Origin of the sequence: Isoptericola variabilis (assembly GCF_050311655.1) — a bacterium.
Lineage (GTDB): Bacteria > Actinomycetota > Actinomycetes > Actinomycetales > Cellulomonadaceae > Isoptericola > Isoptericola variabilis.
On record NZ_JBNOZM010000003.1, the window covers coordinates 540,964 to 566,854 of the forward strand.

Annotated in this window: 24 protein-coding genes and 1 riboswitch; of the genes, 8 read left to right on the plus strand and 16 right to left on the minus strand. The window is 73.3% G+C overall.

Annotated features, from left to right (window positions below):
* Positions 1-12: 12 nt before the first annotated feature.
* The gene (locus ACQP60_RS09650) at positions 13-354 is read right to left on the minus strand and encodes an ArsR/SmtB family transcription factor (RefSeq protein WP_429731315.1); all 342 of its coding nucleotides are present in this window, start codon (positions 352-354) and stop codon (positions 13-15) included.
* A 16-nt stretch (positions 355-370) separates the two neighbouring features.
* On the opposite strand from ACQP60_RS09650, the gene ACQP60_RS09655 reads away from it, so the two are divergent.
* A complete protein-coding gene (locus ACQP60_RS09655) occupies positions 371-847 on the plus strand; it encodes an SRPBCC domain-containing protein (protein ID WP_429731318.1) in 477 nt (158 codons plus the stop codon).
* 8 nt (positions 848-855) lie between these two features.
* On the opposite strand, the gene ACQP60_RS09660 is transcribed toward ACQP60_RS09655, so the two are convergent.
* From ACQP60_RS09660 to ACQP60_RS09705, 10 genes are all read right to left on the minus strand, one after another.
* Positions 856-1,371 (minus strand): FBP domain-containing protein, encoded by a 516-nt coding sequence (locus tag ACQP60_RS09660; RefSeq protein ID WP_429731320.1) that lies wholly within the window; start codon positions 1,369-1,371, stop codon positions 856-858.
* A 349-nt stretch (positions 1,372-1,720) separates the two neighbouring features.
* Positions 1,721-4,114 carry a 5-methyltetrahydropteroyltriglutamate--homocysteine S-methyltransferase gene (gene metE / locus ACQP60_RS09665; RefSeq protein WP_429731323.1) on the minus strand — a complete coding sequence of 798 codons (2,394 nt, stop codon included), beginning with the start codon at positions 4,112-4,114 and terminating at the stop codon, positions 1,721-1,723.
* 25 nt (positions 4,115-4,139) lie between these two features.
* Positions 4,140-5,162, minus strand: coding sequence for a methylenetetrahydrofolate reductase (locus ACQP60_RS09670; protein ID WP_429731326.1), 1,023 nt, complete (start codon positions 5,160-5,162; stop codon positions 4,140-4,142).
* Positions 5,163-5,167: 5 nt separating this feature from the next.
* A riboswitch (SAM riboswitch) is annotated at positions 5,168-5,274 on the minus strand.
* Between the two features lie 93 nt (positions 5,275-5,367).
* Positions 5,368-6,267: an NADP-dependent oxidoreductase gene (locus ACQP60_RS09675; RefSeq protein WP_429731329.1), complete on the minus strand. Its 900-nt coding sequence runs from the start codon at positions 6,265-6,267 to the stop codon at positions 5,368-5,370.
* 14 nt (positions 6,268-6,281) lie between these two features.
* The gene (locus tag ACQP60_RS09680) at positions 6,282-7,418 is read right to left on the minus strand and encodes an SseB family protein (protein ID WP_429731333.1); all 1,137 of its coding nucleotides are present in this window, start codon (positions 7,416-7,418) and stop codon (positions 6,282-6,284) included.
* 21 nt (positions 7,419-7,439) lie between these two features.
* Entirely contained in the window at positions 7,440-7,844 is a 405-nt protein-coding gene (locus ACQP60_RS09685) for a hypothetical protein (protein WP_429731335.1), read from the minus strand.
* Positions 7,811-9,634 carry a polymorphic toxin type 30 domain-containing protein gene (locus ACQP60_RS09690; protein ID WP_429731338.1) on the minus strand — a complete coding sequence of 608 codons (1,824 nt, stop codon included), beginning with the start codon at positions 9,632-9,634 and terminating at the stop codon, positions 7,811-7,813. The genes ACQP60_RS09685 and ACQP60_RS09690 overlap by 34 nt, the downstream gene beginning before the upstream one ends.
* A complete protein-coding gene (locus tag ACQP60_RS09695; protein ID WP_429731341.1) occupies positions 9,631-9,954 on the minus strand; it encodes a hypothetical protein in 324 nt (107 codons plus the stop codon). The genes ACQP60_RS09690 and ACQP60_RS09695 overlap by 4 nt, the downstream gene beginning before the upstream one ends.
* A gap of 78 nt (positions 9,955-10,032) precedes the next feature.
* Positions 10,033-10,269 (minus strand): YbdD/YjiX family protein, encoded by a 237-nt coding sequence (locus ACQP60_RS09700; RefSeq protein WP_429731344.1) that lies wholly within the window; start codon positions 10,267-10,269, stop codon positions 10,033-10,035.
* Complete coding sequence (locus tag ACQP60_RS09705) at positions 10,253-12,523, minus strand: carbon starvation CstA family protein (protein ID WP_429731346.1); 2,271 nt, start codon at positions 12,521-12,523, stop codon at positions 10,253-10,255. The genes ACQP60_RS09700 and ACQP60_RS09705 overlap by 17 nt, the downstream gene beginning before the upstream one ends.
* A 166-nt stretch (positions 12,524-12,689) precedes the next feature.
* Between ACQP60_RS09705 and ACQP60_RS09710 the strand changes: the two genes are divergently transcribed.
* Positions 12,690-13,553 (plus strand): phosphotransferase, encoded by an 864-nt coding sequence (locus ACQP60_RS09710; protein WP_429731349.1) that lies wholly within the window; start codon positions 12,690-12,692, stop codon positions 13,551-13,553.
* Positions 13,554-13,605: 52 nt separating this feature from the next.
* Positions 13,606-14,853, plus strand: coding sequence for an NYN domain-containing protein (locus ACQP60_RS09715; protein ID WP_429731351.1), 1,248 nt, complete (start codon positions 13,606-13,608; stop codon positions 14,851-14,853).
* Positions 14,854-14,872: 19 nt separating this feature from the next.
* Here ACQP60_RS09715 and ACQP60_RS09720 read toward each other — a convergent pair whose 3' ends face one another.
* Positions 14,873-15,715: an alpha/beta fold hydrolase gene (locus ACQP60_RS09720; protein WP_429731354.1), complete on the minus strand. Its 843-nt coding sequence runs from the start codon at positions 15,713-15,715 to the stop codon at positions 14,873-14,875.
* A gap of 111 nt (positions 15,716-15,826) precedes the next feature.
* Between ACQP60_RS09720 and ACQP60_RS09725 the strand changes: the two genes are divergently transcribed.
* The 5 genes from ACQP60_RS09725 (at position 15,827) to ACQP60_RS09745 (ending at position 19,944) form a co-directional block, all read left to right on the plus strand.
* Positions 15,827-16,396 carry a TetR/AcrR family transcriptional regulator gene (locus ACQP60_RS09725; RefSeq protein ID WP_429731357.1) on the plus strand — a complete coding sequence of 190 codons (570 nt, stop codon included), beginning with the start codon at positions 15,827-15,829 and terminating at the stop codon, positions 16,394-16,396.
* A gap of 60 nt (positions 16,397-16,456) precedes the next feature.
* Complete coding sequence (locus ACQP60_RS09730; RefSeq protein ID WP_429731360.1) at positions 16,457-17,104, plus strand: lysophospholipid acyltransferase family protein; 648 nt, start codon at positions 16,457-16,459, stop codon at positions 17,102-17,104.
* Entirely contained in the window at positions 17,101-17,799 is a 699-nt protein-coding gene (locus ACQP60_RS09735; protein WP_429731364.1) for a ubiquinone/menaquinone biosynthesis methyltransferase, read from the plus strand. The genes ACQP60_RS09730 and ACQP60_RS09735 overlap by 4 nt, the downstream gene beginning before the upstream one ends.
* Positions 17,800-17,918: 119 nt before the next feature.
* A complete protein-coding gene (locus tag ACQP60_RS09740; RefSeq protein ID WP_429731367.1) occupies positions 17,919-19,208 on the plus strand; it encodes a sensor histidine kinase in 1,290 nt (429 codons plus the stop codon).
* Positions 19,209-19,257: 49 nt separating this feature from the next.
* Entirely contained in the window at positions 19,258-19,944 is a 687-nt protein-coding gene (locus tag ACQP60_RS09745; RefSeq protein WP_429731370.1) for a response regulator transcription factor, read from the plus strand.
* Here ACQP60_RS09745 and ACQP60_RS09750 read toward each other — a convergent pair.
* From ACQP60_RS09750 to ACQP60_RS09765, 4 genes are all read right to left on the minus strand, one after another.
* A complete protein-coding gene (locus ACQP60_RS09750; protein ID WP_429731372.1) occupies positions 19,911-21,023 on the minus strand; it encodes an App1 family protein phosphatidate phosphatase in 1,113 nt (370 codons plus the stop codon). The two genes, ACQP60_RS09745 and ACQP60_RS09750, sit on opposite strands and share 34 nt — an antisense overlap.
* A 78-nt stretch (positions 21,024-21,101) precedes the next feature.
* A complete protein-coding gene (locus ACQP60_RS09755) occupies positions 21,102-23,378 on the minus strand; it encodes a glycoside hydrolase family 43 protein (protein WP_429731375.1) in 2,277 nt (758 codons plus the stop codon).
* Between the two features lie 166 nt (positions 23,379-23,544).
* Entirely contained in the window at positions 23,545-24,855 is a 1,311-nt protein-coding gene (locus tag ACQP60_RS09760) for an ABC transporter substrate-binding protein (RefSeq protein WP_429731377.1), read from the minus strand.
* Between the two features lie 100 nt (positions 24,856-24,955).
* Positions 24,956-25,873 carry a carbohydrate ABC transporter permease gene (locus tag ACQP60_RS09765; RefSeq protein ID WP_429731424.1) on the minus strand — a complete coding sequence of 306 codons (918 nt, stop codon included), beginning with the start codon at positions 25,871-25,873 and terminating at the stop codon, positions 24,956-24,958.
* Between the last annotated feature and the right edge of the window lie 18 nt (positions 25,874-25,891).

Here is a 25,891-nt window from a genome sequence, read left to right on the forward strand (position 1 = left end):
GGGCGGCGCCGGTCAGGCGTCGTCGTCCAGCCGTCCGAGCAGGTCGACGGCGGCGCGGGCGTACTCGCCGATCCAGCGGTCGTGGAGGCGCTTGATGGGCAGCGGCGCGAGCGCGAGGTGCCGCTCGCGGCCCACCTTGCGGCCGGTGACGAGCTCCGCCCGCTCGAGCACGCGCAGGTGCTGCAGCACGGTGGTGCGGTCGAGCTCGGGGAACAGCGCGCACAGCTCGCCGGTGGTGCGGGTGGACTCCTTGAGCGCGTCGAGCATGCGGCGTCGGACCGGGGCGGCGAGGGCCTTGAACACCGCGTCGTCGTCGGCGCGGTCGTCGTCATCCCTGGGCGCCGGCGAACTCATGTGATAAAAATACAACATGAACGCGACGCAGGCACTCTCCGAGCTCACCTTCACGGTCTCGGGCCGCATCTCGCGCCCCTGCCGTGACGTCTACGAGGCCATCGCGGACCCCGCACAGCTGTCCCAGTACTTCACGACCGGCGGCGCCCGCGGGCGCCTGGAGCCCGGGGCCGACGTGTCCTGGGACTTCGCCGACTTCCCCGGCCGCTTCCCCGTCACCGTCCTCGAGGCGGACCCGCCCCGCCGCATCGTCGTCCGGTGGGAGGGTGCGGACACCGCCGACGGCTCCGGCTCCACCACGACGACGTTCGAGCTCGAGCCGCTCGACGACGACACCCGCACCCTCGTCACCATCACCGAGTCCTCGTGGGCCGTCACGCCGGACGGCGCGAAGAGCGCGTTCGGCAACTGCGAGGGCTGGACCGGCATGCTCGCCGCGCTCAAGGCGTGGGTCGAGCACGGCATCAACCTGCGCGAGGGCTTCTACCGATAGGTCGCCCATCAGGCGGTGCGGCGCACCTCGTCGAGGAACGCGCGGGCGTGCTCGCGCAGGGCTGCGACGCGCCGCTCGACGATCGCCCGGCGGACGGCGTCGTCGTCGCGCCCCGCCTCGGCGAGGGAGGGCCGACGACGGACGTTCCGGGAGCAGCGGAAGTCGCCGCAGATCAGCGTGCCGACGGTGTCTCCCTTGCGGCCGGCGGCTCCGCCGCGCCTGGCGACGAACAGCTGCACGTCGCGGGTCGCGACGACGTCCTCGCACCACGCGCACATGGCGGCGCGGCGCGGGCCGGTGCGTTCGGTGGCGCGCAGGAGGACGCCGACGGGCTCGGCGTCGGGAGCGTCGTCGAGCGGCATGACGACGTACGCGGCCAGGGGCTGCTTGCGGTCGCGCCAGCCGAGGTAGTCGAGGCGGTCCCAGTCGACCGCGTCGAGGTCGGGGACGATCATGCGCTGCCGCTCGCTGCGGGTGGCGTTGACGAGGGAGGCGCGGAGCTGCTGCTCGGTGAGCGGGGTCATGAGGAACGGCTTTCAGGTGAGCGGGGGTGGGCAGGGCGAAGCCCCGCACCGCCTCACCTGGAGGCCCGACGCGCGGGGCTCAACCGGAGGCGGTGCCGGGGCAGGCGGGACTGCCCGAGCAGGCCTGATGGCCCACCCCGCTCGCTGCGACGCCCGGCATGGCTCGCTCCTCGCTCGTGTGGAAAGACTGGTCCGCTCGCGCGCGACGGCGCGACCGGCCCGTCCATGCTGCCACGCGCCGTCGCCCGGGGCGACGTCAATTCCGTCACTCCCCGCCACGTCGCGCCGAACATGCAGTTGCGCACGTTCTGAGCGCCCAGAACGTGCGCAACTGCATGCTCGGCAGGGGTCAGAGCGCCGCGCGGACCTCGCGGGCGGCGGCGACCAGGTGGGCGAGGGCCGGCTCGACCTCCGCGTACCGGCGGGTCTTGAGCCCGCAGTCGGGGTTGACCCACACCAGCGCCGGGTCGATCGCCTTGACGGCGAGCGTCAGCAGCTCGGTGACCTCCGCCGGCGACGGCACGCGGGGGGAGTGGATGTCGTAGACGCCCGGCCCGATGCCGCGGGAGTACCCGGCGTCGGCGAGCTCCGGCACGATCTCCATGCGCGAGCGGGCCGCCTCCACCGAGGTCACGTCGGCGTCCAGGCCGTCGATGGCGCCGATGACCTCGCCGAACTCCGAGTAGCACAGGTGGGTGTGGACCTGCGTGGCCGCGTCGACGCCGGACGTCGCGAGGCGGAACGACCCGACAGACCAGTCGAGGTAGGCCGGCTGGTCCGCGCGCCGCAGCGGCAGCAGCTCGCGCAGCGCGGGCTCGTCCACCTGCACGATGCCGATGCCCGCGGCCTCCAGGTCCGCGATCTCGTCGCGCAGGGCCAGGCCCACCTGGTTGGCGGTGTCGCCGAGCGGCTGGTCGTCGCGGACGAACGACCACGCGAGGATCGTCACCGGGCCGGTGAGCATGCCCTTGACCGGCTTCTCGGTGAGCGACGCCGTGTACGCGGACCACTCGACGGTGATCGGCGCCGGCCGCTGCACGTCACCCCACAGGATCGGCGGGCGCACGCAGCGCGACCCGTACGACTGCACCCAGCCGTTCGCCGTCACCGCGAACCCGTCGAGCTGCTCGGCGAAGTACTGCACCATGTCGTTGCGCTCGGGCTCGCCGTGCACCAGCACGTCGAGGCCCAGCTCCTCCTGCAGCGCCACGACCCGCGCGATCTCGGCCCGCATCGCGGCCGCGTAGTCGGCGTCGGGCAGCTCGCCCTTCGTCCACGCGGCGCGGGCCTTGCGGATCTCGGGCGTCTGCGGGAAGGAGCCGATCGTCGTGGTCGGCAGCGGCGGCAGGTTCAGCCGCGCGGCCTGCGCGGCCGCCCGCTCCGCGTACGGGCCGCGGGCGAAGTCGGCGTCGGTCAGCGCAGCGGCCCGCGCGCGCACCTCGGGCACGACGACGCCGGCCGCCGTCGCGCGCGAGGCCACGGCCGCGGACGACGCGGCGAGCGCGTCCGCGACGGCGTCGCGCCCGTCCGAGAGCCCGCGGGCCAGCGTCGCGACCTCGCCCACCTTCTGGTCGGCGAACGCGAGCCAGTCGCGCAGGCGTGGGTCGAGGGTGGTGCCCGGACCGTCACCGAAGACCTCGTCCTCGACGTCGTGCGGCACGTGCAGCAGCGACGTCGACGTGCCGACGGCGAGGGCCCCGGCGCCGAGGCCGCGCAGCGACTCGACGACGTCGAGCTTCGCGGCAAGGTCGGCCCGCCACACGTTGTGGCCGTCGATCACCCCGGCGACGAGGGTCTTGCCCTCGAGCCCGGGCACCGGCCCGCCCGGAGCGGCGCCCTTGACCAGGTCGATCGCGACCGCGTCGACGTCGGTGCCCGCAAGCACGGCCAGCCCGTCGTCGCCGAGGCCGCCGAACGGCGCGGTCACGAGGATGGCGGGCCGCTCGCCGTCGGTGTCGTCGGTGGCCGTCGCGAGGCCGGTCGCGAGCGTCCGGTACGCGGACCGGACGGCGTCGTGCAGCCGCTCGGCCGGCACGTCGAGGGAGTCCGTGACGAGCGCGGGCTCGTCGAGCTGCACCCACGGCACGCCGACGGCGGCCAGCGCGCGCAGCAGGTCGGCGTACGCGGCGACGACGTCGTCGAGCCGGTCGAGCGGGTGGAACCCGTCGCCCGCCTCGTCGGCCGCCTTGGACAGCGCGAGGAACGTCACCGGGCCCACGAGCACCGGGCGGGTCGTGACCCCGGCCTCCTTGGCCTCGGCGTACTCGCGCACGGTGCGGTGGTCGGCGAACGAGACCGGCGTCGTCTCGCTGATCTCCGGCACGAGGTAGTGGTAGTTGGTGTCGAACCACTTGGTCATCTCGAGCGGGGCGTCCTCGCCGCGGCCGCGGGCCACGGTGAAGTAGCCGTCCAGCTCGAGCGAGCCGTCCTCGTCGTCGAGCAGGTCGCGGAACCGCTCGGGGACGGCGCCCAGCAGCGCGACGACGTCGAGCACCTGGTCGTAGTAGGAGAACGACCCGGGCACGGAGCCGTCGTCGGGGTTCAGGCCGAGGTCGACGAGGCGGCGGGCCGTCTCGCGGCGCAGCGCCCCGGCCGTGACCTCCAGGTCGACGGCGTCGGTGCGGCCGGCCCAGAACGACTCGACGGCCTTCTTGAGCTCGCGGCGGCGCCCGATGCGCGGGTAGCCGAGGATCGTGCCGCCCGGGAAGGCGGCGGGGGTGGGGCTGGTCGGTGGGGTGGACATGAGCACTCCAGAGGTCGGGCGCCCGTCAGACGGCGGGAGCCTGGGTCGGGATGCTCGGTACCCACGGCCTTCTGGCCAGGTCCGCGCCGTCCGACGTGGCGTCGGCCGGCGCCGGTCCGCCGAGGTGGACACCCTCGAGCAGGTCCAGAGCGGGACGGTACTTGTTGAACGTGTACACGTGGATGCCGGGGGCGCCCGCGTCGAGCACGCGCTGGGCGAGCTCCACGGCGCGCGCGGTCCCGTAGGCGTGCTGGGCCTCCGGGTCCCCCGCGGCGTCGAGCGCGTCCAGCAGGTGCCGGGGCGCGCGGACGCCGGTGAGCTCCTCGACGCGACGGAGCCGACGCGGCTCGGTCGTGGGCAGCTGCCCGGCGAGGATCGGGATCGTCACCCCGGCCGCGCGGGCCTCGGCGACGAAGTCGGTGTAGGAGTCGGCCTCGTAGAAGAGCTGCGTGATGGCGAAGCTCGCCCCCGCGTCCTGCTTCTCCTTGAGGCGCCGGACCTCCTGGGCCCGGGTGGTGCCGGCCTGCACGTTGCCGTCGACGAACGTCGCGACGGCGATCGTCATCGGCCGGGCGGCGCCGCGCAGCGCGGCCCCGGGGTCGGTGGCGCAGCGCCGGGCCTCGACCTCGCGCAGCAGGTGCACGAGCTCGATCGACGACGCGACGCCGTCGGCGGGCGGCTCCCAGTCCGGCTGGTCCTTCGGCGGGTCGCCCCGCAGGGCGAGGAACGCGCGCGTGCCGGCGTCGAGGAAGTCGTCGATGACGGCGGAGACGTCCTCCCGGTGGGCGCCGACGCAGGTCAGGTGGGCCACGGGCAGGACAGGCGTGCCCTCGAGCAGGGTCGCCACGACCTGGCGGGCGGTCGCCCGGTCACCGCCGCCCGCGCCGTACGTCACGGACACGAAGTCCGGGCGCGCGGCCACGAGCCGGCGCGCCGTCTCCCAGAACTTGGGGGCGGCGTCCGGCCGGCGCGGCGGCATGAGCTCGAACGAGACCGTCGGGCGTGCCGGCAGCGCCGGGGTGGGCGAAAGGGATGCCTCTGCGACCATGCGTCACTCCATCGATCCTGGCGTGAGCACCTTCGTCCTCGGGAGGCTTCCGTCGGAGAACGGGTTGCTGCGGCGTCGTCGAGCCAGGACTCTCGGCCGCTCTGGATGGCTTGTCACGTGATCGTACGCAGCATCCGCGATGCGGGCGAGGATGAGACCGCCTGCTGAGACGATCGTCGATGCCGGGCGGGCGGGAACGCCCTGCTCAGGGCACCAGCACGACCTTGCCGCCGGCTCGCCCTGACTCGACCAGCTCGTGGGCGTGCGGGGCGTCGGCCAGCGGCAGCACCGCGCCGACGGTGGTCGCCAGGTCGCCGCGTGCCAGGGCGTCGACGGCCTCGGCGAGCTCGCCGGCGTCGCGCTCGGACCGCCAGCTGGCCACGACGCCGAGCTCCGCGGCGGTGTCGTCGGCGATGGTGACGATGCGGTCGGTGCCGCCGCGCAGCGCGATCGAGTCGGGCAGCACGCCCGCGCCGGTGGTGTCGAGGACGGCGTCCACGCCGTCGGGGGCGAGGGCGCGCACCCGCTCGACCAGCCCTGCGCCGTAGGTGGTGGGCGTCGCGCCGAGGGCGGCGACCCGGTCGTGGTTCCGCGGCGACGCCGTGCCGATCACGCGGACGCCGCGACGCACGGCGAGCTGGACGGCCAGCTCGCCCACCGACCCGGACGCGCCGTGCACGAGCAGCGTCTCGCCGGGCCCGACGTCGAGGAGGCGCAGCACGCGGGTGGCGGTCTCCGCCGCCACGGGGAGCGTGACGGCGGCGGTCGGGGCGAGGCCGGCGGGCACGCGCGCGAAGACGGCGGTCAGCGCGAGCTCCGCGTACCCGCCGCCGACGGCGAACCCGACCACGCGGTCGCCGGGCGCGACGCCCTGCACGCCCTCGCCGAGCTCGTCGACCACGCCCGCCACCTCCAGGCCCGGCACGGTCGGCGACGTCGGTGCGGGCGCGCCGGTGGCCCCGGCGCGGGTCTTGACGTCCCAGCCGTTGACGGCCGCCGCCTCCACGCGGACGCGTACCTGCCCTGGCCCCGGCCGCGGCGCGGGCATCTCGGCCAGGTGCAGCACCTCCGGTCCGCCGAAGGCCTCGACCACCATCGCACGCACGTCGTCCTCCGGTGTCAGGGCAGGGCGGGCGCGGCACCGGGGAGGGGCGCGTCCGGGGCGTCGCCAGGGGCGCTCATGAGCCACTCGGTGGCGAAGAGGACCTTGTCGGTGAGTCCCACGATCGCGTCGCGGATCTCGACGTGCGGGGTGGAGAACGCGAGGCGGGCGACGGCCTGGGCGCCGGGAGCCGGTGCCCAGTAGTCGACGAGGAGCAGGGGGACGTCACTGCCTCCGAGCTCGGACGCGCCTCGCCCGAGCCGCACGTGGCGCAGGAACGGGCCGGACAGGGTGTCGGTGACGGTGAGTCCGTCGCCGGGCCCGAGCCCGGGGTGGAGACGGTCGTGGATGCGTCGCAGGTGCGTGACGCCGCCGGCCTCGGGGCCGAGATCGTGCCAGTAGAGCGTGAGGCTCAGGGCGAGGGCGGCGTCCTTGCCGGGCAGCGTCAGATAGCCCATCACCTGCCCGCCCGCGGCCGCGGCCTTCGTGGCGGCGGCGGTGAGCTGGTCGCGAAGGTCGCGCCGCAGCTGTGCACCGCGGTCGCCGAGCGCCGCGCCCTGCTGCTTGACGAGGGCGCGGATCTGCCCGTCCCGCTGCTCCGCGTCCTCCAGGTCGATCAGGGACCAGTGGTCCGGCAGATTGAGCTCGATGCCGATCCCGCGCGACCCCCCGGGTTCGTTCACGCTGGCCATGGCGTGCAGGCCCTCGATGCTGATGCCTGCACCCGTGCTGTCGGCCAGGCCGGTGCTGTCGGCGGGGTCTCCCGGGCCCAGCGCGTCCCCGAGCTCGGCGACGCCCAGCGTCATCTCGCGGGCGCTCCCGGGGTCGACGACGACCCGGTCGAGCACCGCGCCGTGCCGGCGCAGGAACGGGACCAGGGAGGCGCGGCGGCGCAGGCTGTAGGCGCGTGACGGGTCGTCCGCGGTGAGGAACTGCTCGAGGGCAGCGGGCGTGGAGAAGAGGCACAGGGCGTACGGGAGGGGGGCATCCTCGGGTGCGGGGAACACCCGCACCTGCGGGGTGTCGTCGTCGCGGGGGAGGACGGGGACGACGACCGGGTCGGAGCGCAGCGCGCGGAGGACGGCGTCGCGGTCGGCCGCGGCGAGAGCCACGGCGAGGGGTGTCGACCCCGGGCCGGGCGATGCTTCCGTCATGGTCGATCAGCTCCTGTGGCGCTACGCCTGCTCGCGCGCGACGGGGAGGTCCTCGCGCAGGCCCTCGACGAGGTCGGTGGCCCAGGGGAACGCCCATTCCCGGCTCGCGAGCACCCGCTCGATGACGTCCCTGGGGACGAGCCCGTAGCCCGACATCTCGCTGAGCGCGTTGAGCTCTGCCTCCATGGCCGTCTCGTCATCCTCGAGGACGAGCGCGACCTCGAGCAGGCGCGACAGGGCGGCAGCCAGGCCGGGCGGCATGGTCTCGGAGGCCCATGCCGCAGCATTCTCTGCCGCGAGCTCGCGGCCACGAGGAAGGGGCGCGGCGAGCTCTGCGGCGAGCTGACGGATGTGCGGCGCTTCAAGAGCCATCGTGGACTTCTCCTCCATCGTCACGACCACGGGAGCGGGACGTCGCTCGGCCACGGGATGTGGGTCGCGTTGGCCTGTTCCGGGTTGTAGTTCGGGCTGTTCGGGTTGTGGGCCTGCGGGTGGGCGAACTCGCCGTTCTCCATCTCCCACTTGTTGCCGACCCGGTGACGATAGATGGGGCCCTCGGCAGCGTTCGACCCGGGAGGCGCGGTGCCGTCGGCGTCGTGCGCACGGAAACGGTGGGTCTTCCCGTCGGCATCGGTCCACTTGAAGTTCACGCCCTTCTGCGCCCCGCCCCCGGAGTGGGGCGCGAACGGGAGCATCTCGGCGTCGTCCGGCACCTTGCGCAACGGGCTGCCGGGGGCGGCCCGCGAGGCGATCACCTCGTCGGGCCAGGCCCCGGCGCCGCCGTGCCCACCCGCGTTGTGGACCAGGACGGGCAGGTCGCCTGCGAGGACGTAGAAGTTGTGGTGGGTCTCGACGTGGACGTTGTGGACGGTGACGGGGCCGCGGGCGTCGTCGGGTCCGCCGGTGCTGTCGCGCTGCTCGATGTCGATGCGATCGAGAGTGACCGTCCCGGTGCCGCTCCCGGGGGCACCGTCCGTCCTGGGGGTGACGAGGATGTCGCCGGGTTGCAGGTCACGGGCGAGGATCCAGCCCATGTTCGCCACCATGAACGGGTGCTCGTCCGTGGTCGTGACGGTGTGGCCCCCGATGGTCAGGTGGTACAAGGTGGTCGTCCGGCGCACGAACGTCTCGGTCACGAGCTGGAGCTCGTCGGCCCCGGTCGCGAGGTTGTGCGCGTAGACCTTGTCCCCGGCCCTGAGGTCCTCGATAGGACGGTCGCCTTCCGGGGTACGGACGAGGGTTCCCGCGGTGAAGCACGTGCCGAACCCGACCTTGCACCACGCCTTCTTCGCGCCGGACCTCATGCCCTGTCGGAAGCCCTGCTTGAACGCGGTCCTCGAGAGCCCGGTCGCGGCCTTGGCGGCGCCACCCAGCCCGATCACGGACAGGGCGGCTCCCGCGATCGCGATCCCGGCGTCGGCCCAGGAGCGTTCCCCGGTCGCGGCCAAGGTGATGTTCGCCAACGCGGACACGATCGCCGCGACCGCGGCGACCACGATCAGTACCCCGGCCAAGGCGGTGCCGACCACCGGGATGAACGCGACGACGACGGCCAGCAGGCCTGCGATGGTGGAGACCATGTCGGCGACGTCGGCGATCGCGGCGACGACCTTCGATCCCCAGTCGTCCCACCACGAGTCATTCAGGTCGTCACCGGAGGTGATGTCCTCGATCCGCGAGACCGCGTCACCCGCCGCACGGTCCCGGTCGTTCACCGCCGACTCGATGTCCGACCGGGCGGACCAGACGCGCCCGTTCGCGTCGTCGGCGCTCGAGCCCGCCGCGTCCGCCTGCTGCTGGTACTCCCGCTTGGTCTCGGCGTCGGTCGCGCCGTCGGCCAGGTCCTGGAACCGGTCCCGCGACCCCGCCGCGTCGTCCGCCGCGGCCCGTGCCTGCCGCGCCCGCTCGAGCGCGGCCAGAGTCGCGGTCTGCGCCCGCTCCAGAGCACCGGCGTAGTCGACCAGCGCCTCGCCCGTCGCCTGGTACCGCGAGTGGGCACGCCGGATCTCGCTGACGGTGTCCTCCTTGGTCTCCATCAGCGCGTCCACGGCCTGCGAGATCGTGCCCGAGACGTCCAGTCGGGCCATCGCGGCGGCCGCGTCGTCGATCGCTCCCGCGACCTCGAGGTAGTCCTGCCCACCGGACAGCACCAGCACCGGGTCCCCGGGCGTCGGGTCGGAGTCCAGCCCGACCGGGGACCAGTCCGCCGGCCTCACACCGGCCCCCCGGGCGTGGCCGGGGCCGCCGGGGCGCCGTCCCCGCGGATCCCGTCGGCGAGGTCGGAGTCGATGTCGGTGAACGCCTGCGCCACCTGCACCGACGCCTCGGCGAGCAGCCGCAGGTTCTCCGTCATCTTCTGCCGGGTGTCGTCCCACGAGCTCGCGAAGTCGCGTACCGCGCCCGCGAGCCCGTCGTGCCCCACCGCGTCCGCGATCCGGTCGGAGCGCGTCGTCGCGTTCTCGAACTCTTCCGCCACCGTGGTCAGGCTCGATCCCAGCTCCGTCACCGCGTCCAGGTCCACCCGAAGATCGGCCACTGCTCCCCCTTCGTCCCCGGGAGAGAGTAATCGGGTTCACACCTGATGCACGAGAGGAGATCTCCCCGCCGCCGATGGTCAGCAGCAGCGGGAGCCGGGGTTGCGGTCCTGCTCGGCGTAGTGCTCGCGCCAGAACTCGCGCTCGCCCATCGGCTCGCGGTCCGGGTGGGCGGACCGCTCGTGCGCGACGTACGTGCGGTAGGCGTCGTCGCCCATCACCTGCCGCACGTACCAGCGCAGGTTCGACGCCGCCCGGGCCAGCGCCCGGGCGGCGTCGTGCACCATGCCGGTGCGGGCGTCAGTGGTGCCCGGCACCGCTGGTCTCCCGCAGGCCGGCGTCGGCCCACTGCTTCTCGATCCGCTTCTCCTCCGCCGACGCGAACAGGCCGGCCGGGGCGAAGCGCCGCGAGGCGACGGGCGCGTCCTCGTGGTTCTCGCCGCCGCCGGTGCGGAACGCCTTGATCGTCACGACCACCGACGCGAGGATCACGACGATCGACAGCACCACGAACACGATCGACAGGGTGCCCTGGACGAAGGTGTTGCGGACCACGGCCTCCATCGCGGCGACGTCGGGCGCGGTGCCGAACGACGTCTCGCCGGCCGCGAGCGCGTCCTTGAACGCCCGGTGCTGCGCCCAGTACCCGACCGCCGGCACGTCCGAGAAGATCTTCTCGAACGACGCCCAGATGGTGATCAGCGCGGTGAAGGCCAGCGGCACGGCCACGATCCACAGCCACGCCCAGGAGGCGCGGCCCCGCTTGGCGACGATCGCCAGCACGACGGCGAGCGCGATGGCGGCCAGGAGCTGGTTCGCGATGCCGAACAGCGGGAAGAAGGTGTTGATGCCGCCGAGCGGGTCGGTGACGCCCAGGTAGAGGATCGTGCCCCACCCCGCGACCATGATCGCGGTGCAGATCCACACCCCGGGACGCCAGCTCACGTCCTTGAACCTCGGGGCCACGTTGCCGATGGTGTCCTGCAGCATGAAGCGGGCCACGCGGGTGCCGGCGTCGACGGCGGTGAGGATGAACAGCGCCTCGAACATGATCGCGAAGTGGTACCAGAAGCCCATCATCGCGGTGCCGCCCACCAGCTGGTGCATGATGTGCGCCAGCCCGAGCGCGAGCGTCGGCGCGCCCCCCGTGCGGGACACGATCGACGGCTCGCCGACCTGGCTCGCCAGGGTGCTGAGCGTGTCGGGCGTGAGGTTCACGCCGGCAAGGCCGAGCGAGTTCACGAACGCGACCGCGCCCTCGATGGTGCCGCCGGTGGCGGCCGCCGACGAGTTCATCGCGAAGTACACGCCCCGGTCGATCGAGATCGCGGCGACGAGCGCCATGATCGCGACGAACGACTCCATGAGCATGCCGCCGTAGCCGATGAAGCGCGTCTGGCGCTCCTTCTCCACGAGCTTCGGCGTCGTGCCCGACGAGATGAGCGCATGGAACCCGGACAGGGCGCCGCACGCGATCGTCACGAAGAGGAACGGCCAGAGGTTGCCGGCCACGACCGGGCCGGTCTCGGAGCCTGCGAACTCGCTGATCGCGGGGACGGAGATCTCGGGGCGCACGATGACGACGGCGCCGGCGAGCACCACGATGACGCCCACCTTCATGAAGGTGGACAGGTAGTCGCGCGGGGCGAGCAGCAGCCACACCGGCAGGACGGCCGCGACGAAGCCGTAGACGATGACGCCGACGGCGATGGTGGTGCGGTCGAGGTGGAAGAACTCGGCGCCCCACGCGGTGTCGGCCACCATGCCGCCGCCGATGATCGCGGCGAGCAGCAGCACGAAGCCGATGAGGGAGACCTCGGTGATCTTGCCCGGGCGCAGGAAGCGCAGGTAGATGCCCATGAACAGGGCGATCGGGATGGTCATCGAGACGCTGAACACGCCCCACGGGCTCTCGCCGAGGGCGTTGACGACCACGAGGGCGAGGATCGCCACGATGATGATCATGATCAGCAGGGACGCGACGATCGCGGCCACGCCGCCGATGCGGCCCAGCTCCTCGCGCGCCATCTGGCCGATCGTGCGGCCGCCGCGGCGCATGGAGAAGAACAGCACCGTGTAGTCCTGCACGGCGCCCGCGAGCACGACGCCGACGATGATCCAGATGGTGCCCGGCAGGTACCCCATCTGCGCGGCGAGCACCGGGCCCACCAGCGGGCCGGCGCCCGCGATGGCGGCGAAGTGGTGGCCGAACAGCACGCGGCGGTCGGTGGGGACGAAGTCCTTGCCGTCCTCGCGCGTCTCGGCGGGGGTGGCGCGGCGGTCGTCGGGGCGGGTGATGTACCGCTCGATGACCTTCGAGTAGAAGCGGTACCCGATGAGGTACGTGCACACCGAGGCGAAGACGAACCAGATCGCGTTGACCGTCTCGCCGCGCACCAGCGCGATCATCACCCAGGCGACGCCGCCGAGCAGGGCGATCGCCGCCCAGAGCGCGATCTTCGCCGGCGTCCAGCGGGGCTTGAGGTCCTCGGCGGGGACCGCCGTCGGGGGGAGCGAGGGGTCGGGGACGATCTCGTCCGTCGCCGTGATGGCTCCGGAATCTGCTGACAAGGTGAGCCTCCAAGGCGTCGCGTCGTCGGGACTCGACACAGGATAGGGGGTGAAGAAAGCGTGACGGAACGTCCGGAGCCTGGACGGTGCGGCGGCGGCCGTGGTAAGCGCAACACGCCGTCGGGGCTCGGCAGGGTGTGCTCACGCCGGTGCCACGATCCTCGCTGTGGAGCAGCCCGACCTCGCCCGTGCGATCGACGCCGCGCGCGCGACCGCCGTCTCGCTGGGCCTGCGGGTCGACGACGTGACCGTGCTCTACAGCTCCAACAAGCTCGCGCTGCGCCTCGAGCCGTGCGGGGTGATGGCCCGGGTCGCTCCCGTGGGCCAGGAGGTCGCGCAGCTCGAGGTCGACCTCGCCCGACGGCTCGCCCGCGCGGGTGCCCCCGTCGCCGCCCTGGAGCCCCGGGTCGACCCCCGGGTCCGCGTCAGGGACGGGTTCGCGGTGACGCTGTGGGTGTACTACGCGCCGACGGCGCCGGTCGTCGCGCCGGGCCCGTACGCCCGGGCGCTCGAACGCCTGCACGCGGCGATGCGGGACGTCGACTCGGCCGTTCCCCGGTTCACGGACCGGATCGCCGAGGCGGAGCGGGTCGTCGCCGTGCCGGAGCTCTCGCCCGAGCTGCCGGACGACGAGCGCGCGTTCCTCGGCGGCCGGCTCCGGCGGCTGCACGACGAGGTCTCCGGGACGGGACGGGAGCAGCTGCTCCACGGCGAGCCCCACCCCGGGAACCTGCTGAGCACGCGTGAGGGCCCGCTCTTCGTCGACCTCGAGACGTGCTGCCGCGGGCCGGTGGAGTTCGACGTCGCGCACGCTCCCGCGGAGGTCGCCGCGGCCTACCCGGGGATCGACCACGCGCTCCTCGACCGGTGCCGGGAGCTCGTGCTCGCCATGGTCGCGGCGTGGCGGTGGGAGAGGGGGGACCAGTTCCCGGACGGGCGGCGTCACGGGGAGCAGCTCCTCCGCCTGCTGCGTGCGGGCGCCCCCTGGCCCGCCCTCGGCGCCCTGACCGCGGGACCGGACGGCCCCTGACGACCGGCCGCGAGGCAGCGGCCGGCCCGGCGGTCGGCATAGTGTGGCGGCCATGGACACCGAAGAGCGCCTCGCCGTCTTCCTCGACTACGAGAACCTGGCGCTCGGCGCCCGCGACCACCTGGGCGGGATGCAGTTCGACTTCAAGCCCATCGCGGACGCGCTGGCGGTGCGCGGACGCGTCGTGGTGCGCCGCGCGTACGCGGACTGGTCGTACTTCGACGAGGACCGGCGGATGCTCACCCGCCACCAGGTCGAGCTCATCGAGATGACGCAGCGCATGGGCGCGTCCCGCAAGAACGCCGCCGACATCAAGATGGTGGTCGACGCGATCGAGATGGCGTTCGAGCGCGAGTACATCACCACGTTCGTCATGTGCACCGGCGACTCCGACTTCTCCCCGCTCGTCCACAAGCTGCGCGAGCTCGACAAGAAGGTCATCGGCGTCGGCGTCGAGAACTCGACCTCCCGCCTGCTGCCGCCGGCGTGCGACGAGTTCCTCTTCTACGACCGGCTCGAGGGCGTCGACGTGCCCGACGAGTCGGAGGCGACCGCCCCCAAGCGGTCCGGACGGGGCGGCAAGGGCGGCGGCCGGTCCGGCGGCGGTCGTGGCACTCGTGCCAAGACCCCCGCGCCCGCGGAGGCTCCGGCCGAGGCAGCCGCTCCGGCCGAGGAGGCCGCGCCCGCGGCGTCCGGCACGACGTCGGGCACCCGCCGCCGCAAGAAGGCCTCTGCCGCGGAGCCCGCCGTCGAGCCCGCGCCCGAGGCCGCCGCCGACGTCGAGCCCGAGGCCGACGTCGAGCACGACGACGCCGCGGCGGCCGCGGAGGAGCCGACGATGGAGGTGAAGGTCGCGCAGACCCTCGCCGACCTGCAGGCCTCGACCAGCGGTTCGGTCACCGCGTCGATGCTCAAGCGCACGATGGTCCGCAAGGACCCCACGTTCAGCGAGTCCGACTACGGCTTCCGCACCTTCGGCGAGTTCCTGCGCTTCCTCGCCGACCGCGGCTTCGTCGTCCTCTCGCCCGGACCGTCGACGGGCGACCCGGAGGTGGAGCTGCCCGCGCAGCAGGACACCGAGGGCGCGTTCGACCTGCTGCGCCAGGTGGTGCGCGACGCCGGCGGCGCCGCGCCGCTGTCCGGGCTGAAGAACGAGGTGCGCAAGCGCCGCCCCGACTTCTCGGAGAAGGCGCTCGGCTACCGCGGGTTCCTGCAGTTCGCCAAGGGCGCCGCGGCCGCCGGCGCCGTCGCCCTCGCGTGGGACGACGACGCCGACGACTACCTGCTCACCGCGGGCTGAGCGCCCGCGGGCGTCGGGCTCAGCGCCCGACGAACGCGAGCAGCGCCGCGTTGACCTCGTCCGCGTGCGTCCACAGCAGGCCGTGGGGCGCGCCCTCGACCTCGACGTACTCGGCGTCCGGCACGGCGGCGTGGAAGCGCCGGCCCGAGGCGTCGATGGGCAGGATGTTGTCCTTCGTGCCGTGCAGGATCAGCGTCGGCTTGCCCGCGTCGCGCACCGCCTCGACGTCGGGCCGGAAGTCCTCGATCCAGGTGGGGACGACGGCGTAGGCGGCGACGGGCGCGGAGCCCACGGCGGTGATCCAGTTGGCGCGCACGACCTCCTCGGAGATCCGCGTGCCGAGGTTCTCGTCGAGGTTGTAGAAGTCCTTGTAGAACTGGGTGAACCAGGCGTAGCGGTCGCCACGGGCCGCGTCGACGATGCCGTCGAACACGGCCTGCGGCACGCCCTCGGGGTTGTCGTCGCGCTGCACGAGGAACGGCTCGAGCGACGCGAGGAACGCGAGCTTGGCGACGCGCTCGTGCCCGTGGTTGCGGACGTACCGGGCGAGCTCGCCGGTGCCCATCGAGAAGCCGACGAGGACGACGTCGCGCAGGTCGAGCGTGGTCAGGACGGTGTCGAGGTCCTTCGCGAACGTGTCGTAGTCGTACCCCGAACCGACCTTGCTGGACGCGCCGAAGCCGCGGCGGTCGTAGGTGATCACGCGGTACCCGGCGGCGAGGAGCTCGCGCGTCTGCAGCTCCCAGCTGTGCCCGTCGAGCGGGTACCCGTGCACGAGGACCACCGGCTGCCCGGAGCCCTGGTCCTCGTAGTAGAGCTCGACGTCCGTGCTGTTCTCCTGCCCGACGGTGATGTAGCCCATGGTGGTGCCCCTTCCGAAGGAGGGGGAGAACGATCGTTCTCCCGCTGTTCGCTACAGTAGAGAACGATGGTTCTCCCCGCAAGGGGAGGGACGACGACGAGAGGGTGAACGATGCTCGACGAGAAGGCGGCGCGGGACGCGGTGGTCGCCGCCGCCGACCGGCTGTTCTACGCACGCGGCGTGCAGGCGGTGGGCATGGACGCCGTGCGCGCCGAGGCCGGGGTGTCGCTCAAGCGGATCTACGGGCTCTTCCAGTCCAAGGAGGACCTCGTCGTCGCCGTCCTCGCCCTGCGGACCAGGCAGTGGACGGAGGGCGTGGAGCGCGCAGCCGCCGGTGCGGCGACGCCACGCGACAGGATCCTCAGCGTCTTCGACTTCCTCGACGCCTGGTTCCGGGAGGACGGGTTCCGGGGGTGCGCGTTCATCAACTCGTTCGGCGAGCTGGGCGCGACGTCGCCCCGCATCGCGGAGGCCGTGCGCGGGCACAAGGAGGCCTTCCGGGAGCACGTCCTGGGCCTCGTGCGGGAGGCCGGCCTGCCCGACGCCGTCGCGCTGCAGGTCGTGCTGCTCGCCGAGGGCGCGCAGACCACCGCCGCGATCACGCACGACGCCGACGTCGCCCGCGAGGCACGCCGTGCGGCCGCGTCGCTGCTCGCCGTCGAGACGGCGCGAACTCCCTGATCACGCGCCCGCGGGGGCGGCCTCGGCCGGGCCGCACGGAGCAGGGGGCACAATGGTGCGGTGACCTACCGGTTCCTGCGCCTCGTCCTGTCGCTCCTGGTGTACGTGCTCCTGCGCCCCCAGGTGACCGGACTGCACAACATCCCGCGGCGTGGACCGGTGATCCTCGCGAGCAACCACCTGTCGTTCATCGACTCGATCATCATCCCGCTCGTCGTGCCCCGGCACGTCACCTTCATCGCGAAGGCGGAGTACTGGACGGGCCGCGGCCTCAAGGGCCGGCTCTCGCGGTGGTTCTTCACCACGATGGGCCACATCCCCGTGGACCGGGAGGACCCGCGCGCCGGCCAGCGGTCGCTCGACGACGCGCTCGTCGTGCTCAAGCGCGGCGGTGCCTTCGGCATCTACCCCGAGGGCACGCGCTCGCGCGACGGCAAGCTGCACCAGGGGCACACCGGCGTCGCGTGGCTGGCGCTCGCGGGCTCGGCGCCCGTCGTCCCGGTGGCGCTGCGCGGCACGGACAAGGTGCAGCCCGTCGGCAAGCGGCTCCCGCGCCCCACCCGCGGCATCCAGGTGCACTTCGGCGCGCCGATCGACCCGTCGCGCCAGCTCACGGCGGGCGCCCGGCCGGCGCAGGTGCGTCGTGAGCTGACGGACCACGTCATGGACTCCATCCACAAGATGAGCGGCCAGGAGCTCGCCGCGTGACCTCCCCCTCGCCGCACGGCGAGGAGGTGCAGCGCCTCTTCGACACGGTCCCCGGCTACTACGACCGGATGAACCGTCTCATGACGCTGGGGCGCCACGCGGCCTGGTGCCGGGACGTCGCGCGCCGGGCCCAGCTGCCCGCCGGCGGGTCGCTGCTCGACATCGCCACCGGCACCGGCGTCATCGCCCTCGAGGCGGCCCGCCAGTACCCGGGGGCCACGATCCACGGCGTCGACTTCTCCGAGGGGATGCTGGAGGGCGCGCGCGCCAAGCCCGGCGCCGACGCCGTGACCTGGCAGTTCGCGGACGCCAACGCCCTGCCCTACGACGACGCGTCGTTCGACGCCGTCACGCACGGTTACCTGCTGCGCAACGTCGAGGACGCCGAGCGCGTGCTCGCCGAGCAGCTGCGCGTCCTCAAGCCCGGCGGCCGCCTCGCCCTGCTCGAGACGTGCCCGCCGCGCGGCCTGCTGAAGTACCCGGTGGCGCTCGGCGTGAAGGTCGTGATCCCGCTCCTCGGCCAGCTCGTGGCCCGCGACAAGACGTCGTACACCTACCTCGAGGAGACCACCCTCGGGTTCATGTCCCCCGAGCAGGTCGCGTCGATCCTCTGGCGCCTCGGGTTCGACGACGTCACCTGGCGCCGCCGGTTCCTCGGCACCCACATGATCGTGAGCGCCCGCAAGCCCTTCTGACGGAGGTGACGTAGTACCCGGTGACGGTTCATCTCGCAGGAGCGTCACCAGGTACTACGTCGCACGAATCCCCCGGCCGGGGGAGGCGCCTGCGCGCCCTGATCGGCAGACTGGGCGCCATGGTGAGGCGGCGCACGACCGGTGAGGGGCGGCGCACGCTGCGCTGGGCGCTGTCTCCCCTGACCAGCGCGTCGACCGTCCGGGCGGGGGTGTACCTCGTCATCGGCGGCGTGCTGGCGGGGGCGTACTTCGCCCTCGCGGCGGGGTTCGTGCAGATGTTCGCGGACCCGACGACGCCGCGGGTCGCGGTCGGGGTGCTGGCGCTGATCACCGCGGTCATCGTGTGCACGCCGCCGTTCCTCGCGCCCGTGCGGGCGCTGGAGATCGCCGCCGTGCGGACGTTCCTCGACGTCGACGCGCGCATCCTGCCCGACCCCGCCGGGGTGCCCACCGTCGCGACCCGCTGGCGCGGGGCCGCCTGGTTCGCGCTGCACCTCGTGCTCGGCGCGGTGGTCACGCTGGGGCTGCTGGTCGCGGTGCCGCTCGCGACGCAGCTGGTGCTGTCGGCGTTCGGCATCGACCGGGCATTCCTCGTGCAGATGGGGCCCGCGCTCGCCAGCAACCCCGCCGGGTGGCTGGCGCTGGCCGTGCTGGCGCTGGTCGCGCTGCCGTACGGCACGGCGCTCGCCCGGCGGCTGCTGCGGCAGTCGGCGGAGCCGCTGCTCGGCCCGGACCAGACGGCGCGGATCGCGGAGCTGGAGGCGCGGGCGCACCGGCTCGCCGAGCGCGGCCGGCTCGCCCGCGAGCTCCACGACTCCGTGGGGCACGCGCTGACGGTCACGACGCTCCAGGCGGCGGCCGCGGCCCGCCAGGTCGAGACGGACCCGGAGGCCGCCCGGCGGTCGCTCGCCGCCATCGAGCAGGCGGGCCGCGGCGCGATGGCGGACCTCGACCACGTGCTGGGCCTGCTGCGCGCGGGCGACGACGCGGCGTCGGACGCGTCCGCCCGGCGCGCCCCGGCGCGGTCGATCGACGACCTGCCCGCCCTCGTCGACGACGCTCGGCACGCCGGCACCGACGTCCGCCTCGACCTGGACACCCCCGCCGCGGGCACGCTGCCGCGCGCGACGTCGCACGAGGCGTACCGCGTGGTGCAGGAGGCGCTGACCAACGCCGTCCGGCACGCCCCGGGCCGCCCCGTGACGGTGCGGGTGTCCCTCGCCGACGGCGCACTCGTGGCCGAGGTGTCGAACCCGCTGCCCGACGCGCCGACGCCGGCCACGCCGTCGACGGGCGGCGGCCGCGGGTTGCACGGGATGGCCGAGCGCGTCCGCCTGCTGCGGGGCCGGCTCGACGCAGGGCCGCACCACGGGAGCTGGGTCGTGCGGGCACGGTTCCCGCTCGGCTGAGCCGATTCCCCGGGCGACGGCGGGCGGTGGTTGCGGCAGGATCGTCCGGGTGACCGTCCCCGGTGCTGATGCCGTCGTCCGTGTCGTCCTCGTCGACGACGAGCCGCTGGTGCGCGCGGGCCTGCGCGTGATCCTCGACGCGGAGCCCGGCCTGGAGGTCGTGGGGGAGGCGGGCGACGGGTCCGAGGTGCCGCAGGTCGTGCGCGACGCCCGGCCCGATGTCGTGCTCATGGACGTGCGGATGCCGAAGGTGGACGGGATCGCGGCCACGCGCGCCGTCGTCGCGTCGGGGCGGCCGGACGCCCCCGCGCCGCGCGTCCTGGTGCTGACGACGTTCGAGAACGACGACTACGTGCTCGACGCGCTGCACTCCGGAGCGCACGGCTTCCTGCTCAAGCGGGCCCGCCCGCAGGAGGTGGTGCACGCGGTGCGCGTCGTCGCCCGGGGGGACTCGCTGCTGTTCCCGGACGCCATCAGGCGCCTCGTCGCCACCCACGGGCCGGACACCTCGCAGGCCGACCGCCTCCAGTCGGTCGGGCTCACCGAGCGGGAGGCGGAGGTGCTGCGGCTCGTCGCCGCCGGCCTGTCCAACGCCGAGATCGCCCGCGAGCTGTACCTCGGGGTCGAGACGGTGCGCACGCACGTGGGCAACGTGCTCGCCAAGCTCCAGGTGCGCGACCGCACCCAGGCCGTCGTCCGCGCCTACGAGTCCGGGTTCGTACCGCTGCGCTGGTGACGCGGGTCGAGGACGGCGTCGAGCCGGGCGCCGAGCTCCGTGCCGTCCGCACCGTGCACCAGCGGTGCGCCGGGGTCCGGGCGCCCGCGGGAGGGGCGCGGACGCGCGCCGTCGACCTGCCGCACGGCGATCGCGACGACCCGGCCGGGCCAGCGCGCGGCCGCGCGGACGTACACGTCCTCGTCGAGCTGGCCGGCGTCGCCGACCAGCAGCCAGCGCACCCGCGGGAACGCGATCATCAGCCGGTCGAGGCTGTCGCCCTTGTGCTGCGGGCCGCTGCGGAACCAGCCCGTCTGCGTGGGACCCCAGTCGGTGAGCAGCAGCGGGCCGGGCGGGAAGCCGTGCCGGTCGAGGAAGCGCGCCAACGTGCCCGCGGTGTTCCACGCGCCGTTGGACAGGTAGACGAACGGCGCGTCGGGGTGCTCGGCGGCGAGGCGCCGGTACAGCGCGGGCATCCCGGGCACGGGGCGGCGCGCGCTCGCCCGCGTGACGAACGTGTTCCACGCCGCGACGAACGGCCGCGGGACGGCGGTGACCATCGCCGTGTCGTCGATGTCGCTCACGACGCCGAACGTCGCGTCGTCGCCCACCACGACGACGGGTGCGACGACGGAGGCGACCACGGGCGCGGCGTCGTCCCGGGCGCGGAGCGCCGTGAGGGTCGCGTCGTGCCGGCCGGGCGCCAGGGGAGCGGCGTCGGGGAGCGCCACCTCGACGTCCACGTACCCCGCGCGGTCGGTCGCGACGTCGACGACGGCGCCGCCCACCGCGACGCGGAGCCGCTCGCCGGGGGCCGGGAGCGTGAGGTAGCTCCGCAGCGGCCGCCGGTCCGCGTGCCGCACCGGGGACAGCGGGCCACGCGCCCGCGACGGCGGCACCAGCAGCACGCGCGCCAGCACCCGCACGCCGCGCGGCGTGCCGTAGCCCGTGTACGGGAGCACGCGCGGCACCCAGCCGCGGCGGCGCAGGAACGCCCCCGCCACGGTGCACCACCAGTCCTCGACCGCCGCGGCGACGTGCGGTCGCTGCGTGGGTCGGGGGTCCGAGGTCTGCGTGGCGGGGGCGTGCGGGCCGGGCATGTCCCGATCGTCCCTGGTCCTTGCTGCTCGTGCCCGTCGTGGCGGGTCAGACCACGCCGGAGGGGCCGTCGCCGTCGCTCAGCGGTAGAACCGTACGTAGTCGAACTCGGCGGTCAGGCCCTCGCCAGCGAGGGAGACGAGGCCGATCCGCGGTTCCTGCCCGGCCGGCAGGTGCCAGACACCGCCCCAGACGTAGTGCTCGCCGTCGCGGCTGGTCGCCGCGCGGAACAGGTGCTCGCCGCTGTCCGGGTCCACGGTGTGCCGCAGGCGGAGCCACATGGTGTCCGCCGACGGGCCGATCTGCATCTCCGGCCAGCTGTCGCGGTCGCGGCCGATCCACAGGAACACCTGCCGCGACGGTCCGGTGCGGGTGGGCGCCAGGTGGATGGAGTCCTCCGGGCTCTGGAACGCGATGATCCCGGCCTGGCTGCGCCCGTCGGGCGCGTCGGTGATCGGCAGGTGCAGCTTGGTCTCCGCCGTGTACGTGCCCGTCGGGGCGTCCCGCAGCAGCGCGGACGCCATCGTGCCCTTGCCGGAGAAGTCCGCGTCCTGCGTGGGCCAGACGTACTCGCCGTCCGCGACCTGGCCGTCCGCCGGGCCGAACCACGACCAGCCGTCCAGGTCCGCGTCGTCGAACTCCTCGCCGTACTCCGTGAGCTCGGGCCCGACCTCCGGGTCGGCCACCTTCTCGGTCACCGGCGTGTAGAGCGTCGTGACGCCCACGTTGTCCGCCTCGCCGGAGCCGCGCGTCGACGCGGCGCCGCCGCGGTCCCAGGAGCGCGGCACGTCGATCGACAGCTCGGCCAGGGGGATGCCGAGCATGTCCGCGCTGACCTGCACGTCGGCCGTGCCGTCGCGGACCTCGGCGGTGAGAGAGTGCCACGTGGCCAGGTCCACGCCCTCGTACAGGCGCGCCGCCTTTCGCTGCACGACGACGCCGTGCCGGGTCAGCTCGACCGACAGCCGGCCGGACGCGTCGAGCCATGCGATCGCGTGGTCGTCCTCGCCGTCCGAGGCGAGCACCAGGCCCGCCCGCCCCGCCTCGTCGCGCAGGCGGACGTCGGCCTCGAGCCGCACGTCGCCGTGCGGCGCCTCGCGGGGGAGCAGGAGCTGTGGGTCGGCCCCCCGGCTGACCGGCCGGGCGTAGGCGCCCGCGTCGGCGTCGGTGCCCGTCGTCCAGCGCCCGGCGCCGACGGCCGTGAAGCCGCGCAGGCCGTGGGTGAAGTCCGAGCCGGCGTCCCACGCGCCCACGGGCGCCGTCTGGACGTCGTCGCTGGTCCACTCGCCCGCCCGCACGGTGGGCCAGCCGTCGATCCAGTCGAGACGGTCCATCACTGCCGGCCGGCCGCCCCAGCTCGGGTCCGTCTCCGTGCGGTCGAAGCCGTTGGTGAGGATCCAGTCCTGGCCGGACTTGTCCACCACATTGGCCGAGTGGCCGGTGGAGACCCATCGGTTGCCGTTGGGCGAGTTCACGATCGTGCCGCCCAGGTGCAGGCCGGTGAGGCCCACGCCCTCCGCGTCGACGAACGGGCCCATCGGGTCCTTGGCCCGCCCCACGAAGACCGGGTAGGCGCCGTCGGCCTTCGCGCAGCAGCCGAGGCCCGAGTAGAAGAGGTAGTACCAGCCGTCGCGCTTCACGACGTACGGGGCCTCGCCGCGCCGGGCCCCGACCACCTGCACCGAGTCGCCCACGACCTCGGTGCCGTCGTCGTTGAGGTGCACGGCCTGGATGCCGCCGTCCTTGAACGAGCCGTAGTAGAGGTACTTCTGGCCGTCGTCGTCGACGAAGACGGCGGGGTCGATCTGGTTGACCACCTTGTGCTGGTAGTCGTACGGCAGCACCGGGTGGCCGATGTCGGTCCAGGGCCCAGCGGGGTGGTCGGCCGTGGCCAGGGCGATCGTGTTCTTGTCGCCCCCGGCCACCGAGTAGTAGAGGTAGTACTTCCCGTCGATGTACCGGACGTCGGGCGCCCAGTAGTAGGTAGTGGCGAAGTCGCGCCATTCGGGGTGGTTGTCCGGGCCGAAGACCTCGCCCACGTACTCCCAGCTCACCAGGTCCTTCGACCGCGTGATCGGCATGAAGTACTGGTCCTCCCAGGGCCCGCCCTGGTTGTCCTTGCGCATGCTCGTCTGGGTCGCGTACGCGTACCAGTACCCGTCCTTGCCGCGGATGATCGACGGGTCGGAGAACGCGTCCGCGAGGTTGTCCATGATGTGGTTCCGGTACGTGCCGGGCGCGTCGTCGGGGTCGGCCGAGGCGGTGGCGCCCGACGACGCGACCAGGCCTGCCGACGCGGCCACCGCGACCAGCAGGGCGGCGACCCTCCCGCGGCGAGGCGTGGTAGCTCGTGACATGGGTGGGACAACTCCTTCTGCAGGGCCGGGGACGGCGGTGTCCCGGACAGGTGAGGGTGTTGCTTCGCCGCGGCGCGTCGATGCGCCGAGCGGGTGCTGCCGCCGGGTGGTGGCGAGGGGTGGTGCCGAGCGGGGTGCGACGCCCGCCGGGCGCCGCACCCCGGGGTCACTGCGCCTTGACGGTGTCCTGCACGTACGCGAACCACTGGGCGGCGAACTGGTCCTCGTCGAGGTTGCCGTACTGCATCTCCTCGGACAGGCGCGCCATCTCGACCTCGATCTCGCCGTACCCCTCGACCGGGACCGGGGCGGGCTCGGTGACGTCGTCGGCGCGGGCGTCCTCGTAGTCGAGCAGGCGGGCGTCGGGCGACCCGTCCTCGATCTTCATGGCGTCCTTCTGGGCGTCGGTGGCGGGCACGCCCTTGCTGGTGCCGAAGATCTCGCCCACCTGCGGGTCGTTCGTCATGAAGTCGATGAATGCGGCCGCCGCGTCCGGGTGGGACGAGCTGGCCGACGCCGAGAGCATGACGCCGGAGTGCCAGTACATCTTCTTGCCGTCGTCACCCGTGGGGATCGGCATGAGCTCCAGGTCCTCGCTGCCGAGCTCCGCGGTGTAGTTGGGCATCAGCGTGTCCCAGTTCGCCTCGGCCACGACCTCGGCGGAGTTCAGGCCCGTCTTGGGCTCGAGCTGCGCCGCGCGCTTGGCCGGGAAGAACGCCTTCTGCTCGCGCAGCGGGGCCCACAGGTCGGCCCACGCCTGCACGTCGTCCTGGGTGAACGCGATCTGGCCGTCGTCGGTGAAGGGCACCTTGCCCTGCTGCACCAGCCACTGCAGGAACCACGGGTTGTTCCCCGTCATGTCGCCGATGGGGTAGACCTGCGGGTCGTGCTTCGCGCCCGCCTCGGCGACGTCGGCGAACCACTGCACCAGGTCGTCCCACGTGTAGCCCTCGGCCGGGGGCTCCATGCCGAGCTCCTTGAGGAGCTTCGCGTTGTAGATGATCGACTGGGTGTTCAGGCTGACCGGCACGGCGTAGGTCTTGCCCTCGATCTGGCCCGACGCGAGCGCGGTCTCGTCCACGCCGGAGGTGTCGAGGTTGACCCCCTCCTGACCGTCCAGCTCGGCGAGCTGCCCCGTGGCGCCGTACTGCCGCACGTAGCCCGCGTCCATCTGGACGACGTCGGGCAGGGCGCTGCCGGCGGCCTCGGTGGAGCGTGCCGTCCAGTAGTCGTCCCACGACTGGAACTGCGTCTGGATCGTGATGTTCGGGTACTTCTCCTCGAAGGCGTCGATCGCCTTCTCGTACCGGGCGGCGCGGTCGTCGTTGCCCCACCACGCGAACGAGAGCGTGATGTCCTCGTCCGTGGAGACCTTGGCGGCCGGGCCGGCGTCGGCCCCGCCGTTGCCGCAGGCGGCGGTGAGGCCGACCGTGACGGCGACGGCGGCGACCGCCCCGGAAAGACGTGCGAGCTTCATGGTGGTTCCTCCGTCCCGCAGCACTGCGGGGGTCGGGCCGCGGCGGTCGTGCCCGCAGCGGCTGGTCGGTTTTCCGGTGGGTGGTGCAGACGCGGGGGCGTCAGCCCTTGAGGCCTTGGGTGGCGACGCCGTCGACGATGTAGCGCTGGAAGAGGATGAAGAAGAGCATCACGGGCAGCAGGGCCAGGACGGCCATGGCCATCTGGGCGCCATAGTCGGACACGCTGGTCTGGTCGACGTACAGGCGTAGCGCGATGGGCAGGGGGTACAGGTCGGGCTTCTTGAGGTAGAGCAGGGGGCCGAGGAAGTCGTTCCAGGACCAGATGAACGCGAAGATCGAGCTGGTGATGATCGCGGGGCGCATCAGGGGCAGCATGATGGAGCCGAAGATGCGCCCGTGCCCGGCGCCGTCGATGCGGGCGGCCTCGTCGAGCTCTCGGGGCAGGTTGCGCATGAACTGGACCATGAGGAACACGAAGAACGCCTCGCCGGCGAGGAATTTCGGTGCCAGCAGGGGGATGAACGTGTTCACGAGGCCGAGCTCGTTGAACATGATGTATTGCGGGATGATCACGACGTGGAACGGCAGCAGCAGGGTGCCGATCATGATCGCGAAGAAGATGCCCCGGCCGGGGAAGTCGATCCGGGCGAACGCGTAGGCGGCGACGGTGGAGGACAGGATCACCCCGACCACCGACGCGACCGCCAGGATCATCGAGTTGCCGAAGAAGGTCCAGAACCCGACCCCGCCGATCCCGGACAACGCGGTCGCGAAGTTCGACAACGACAGATTGTCCGACCAGAGGCTGATGTTCCCGATGATCTCGTTGCTGGGTTTGAACGAGGACATGAGCATCCACGCCGCGGGGTACAGCACGACCACGGTGCAGATGATCATGAAGGCGTGGAACCCGAGCGACCGGGCCCCCTTACGCCGCTTGGCCGCCTTGCGCAGGGACGTGTCGATGGTGGCCGGCTCGCGCACGGGTGCGGGCTGGGAGAGGGTCGGGGCGCTCATCGGTTGTCTCCGGAGTAG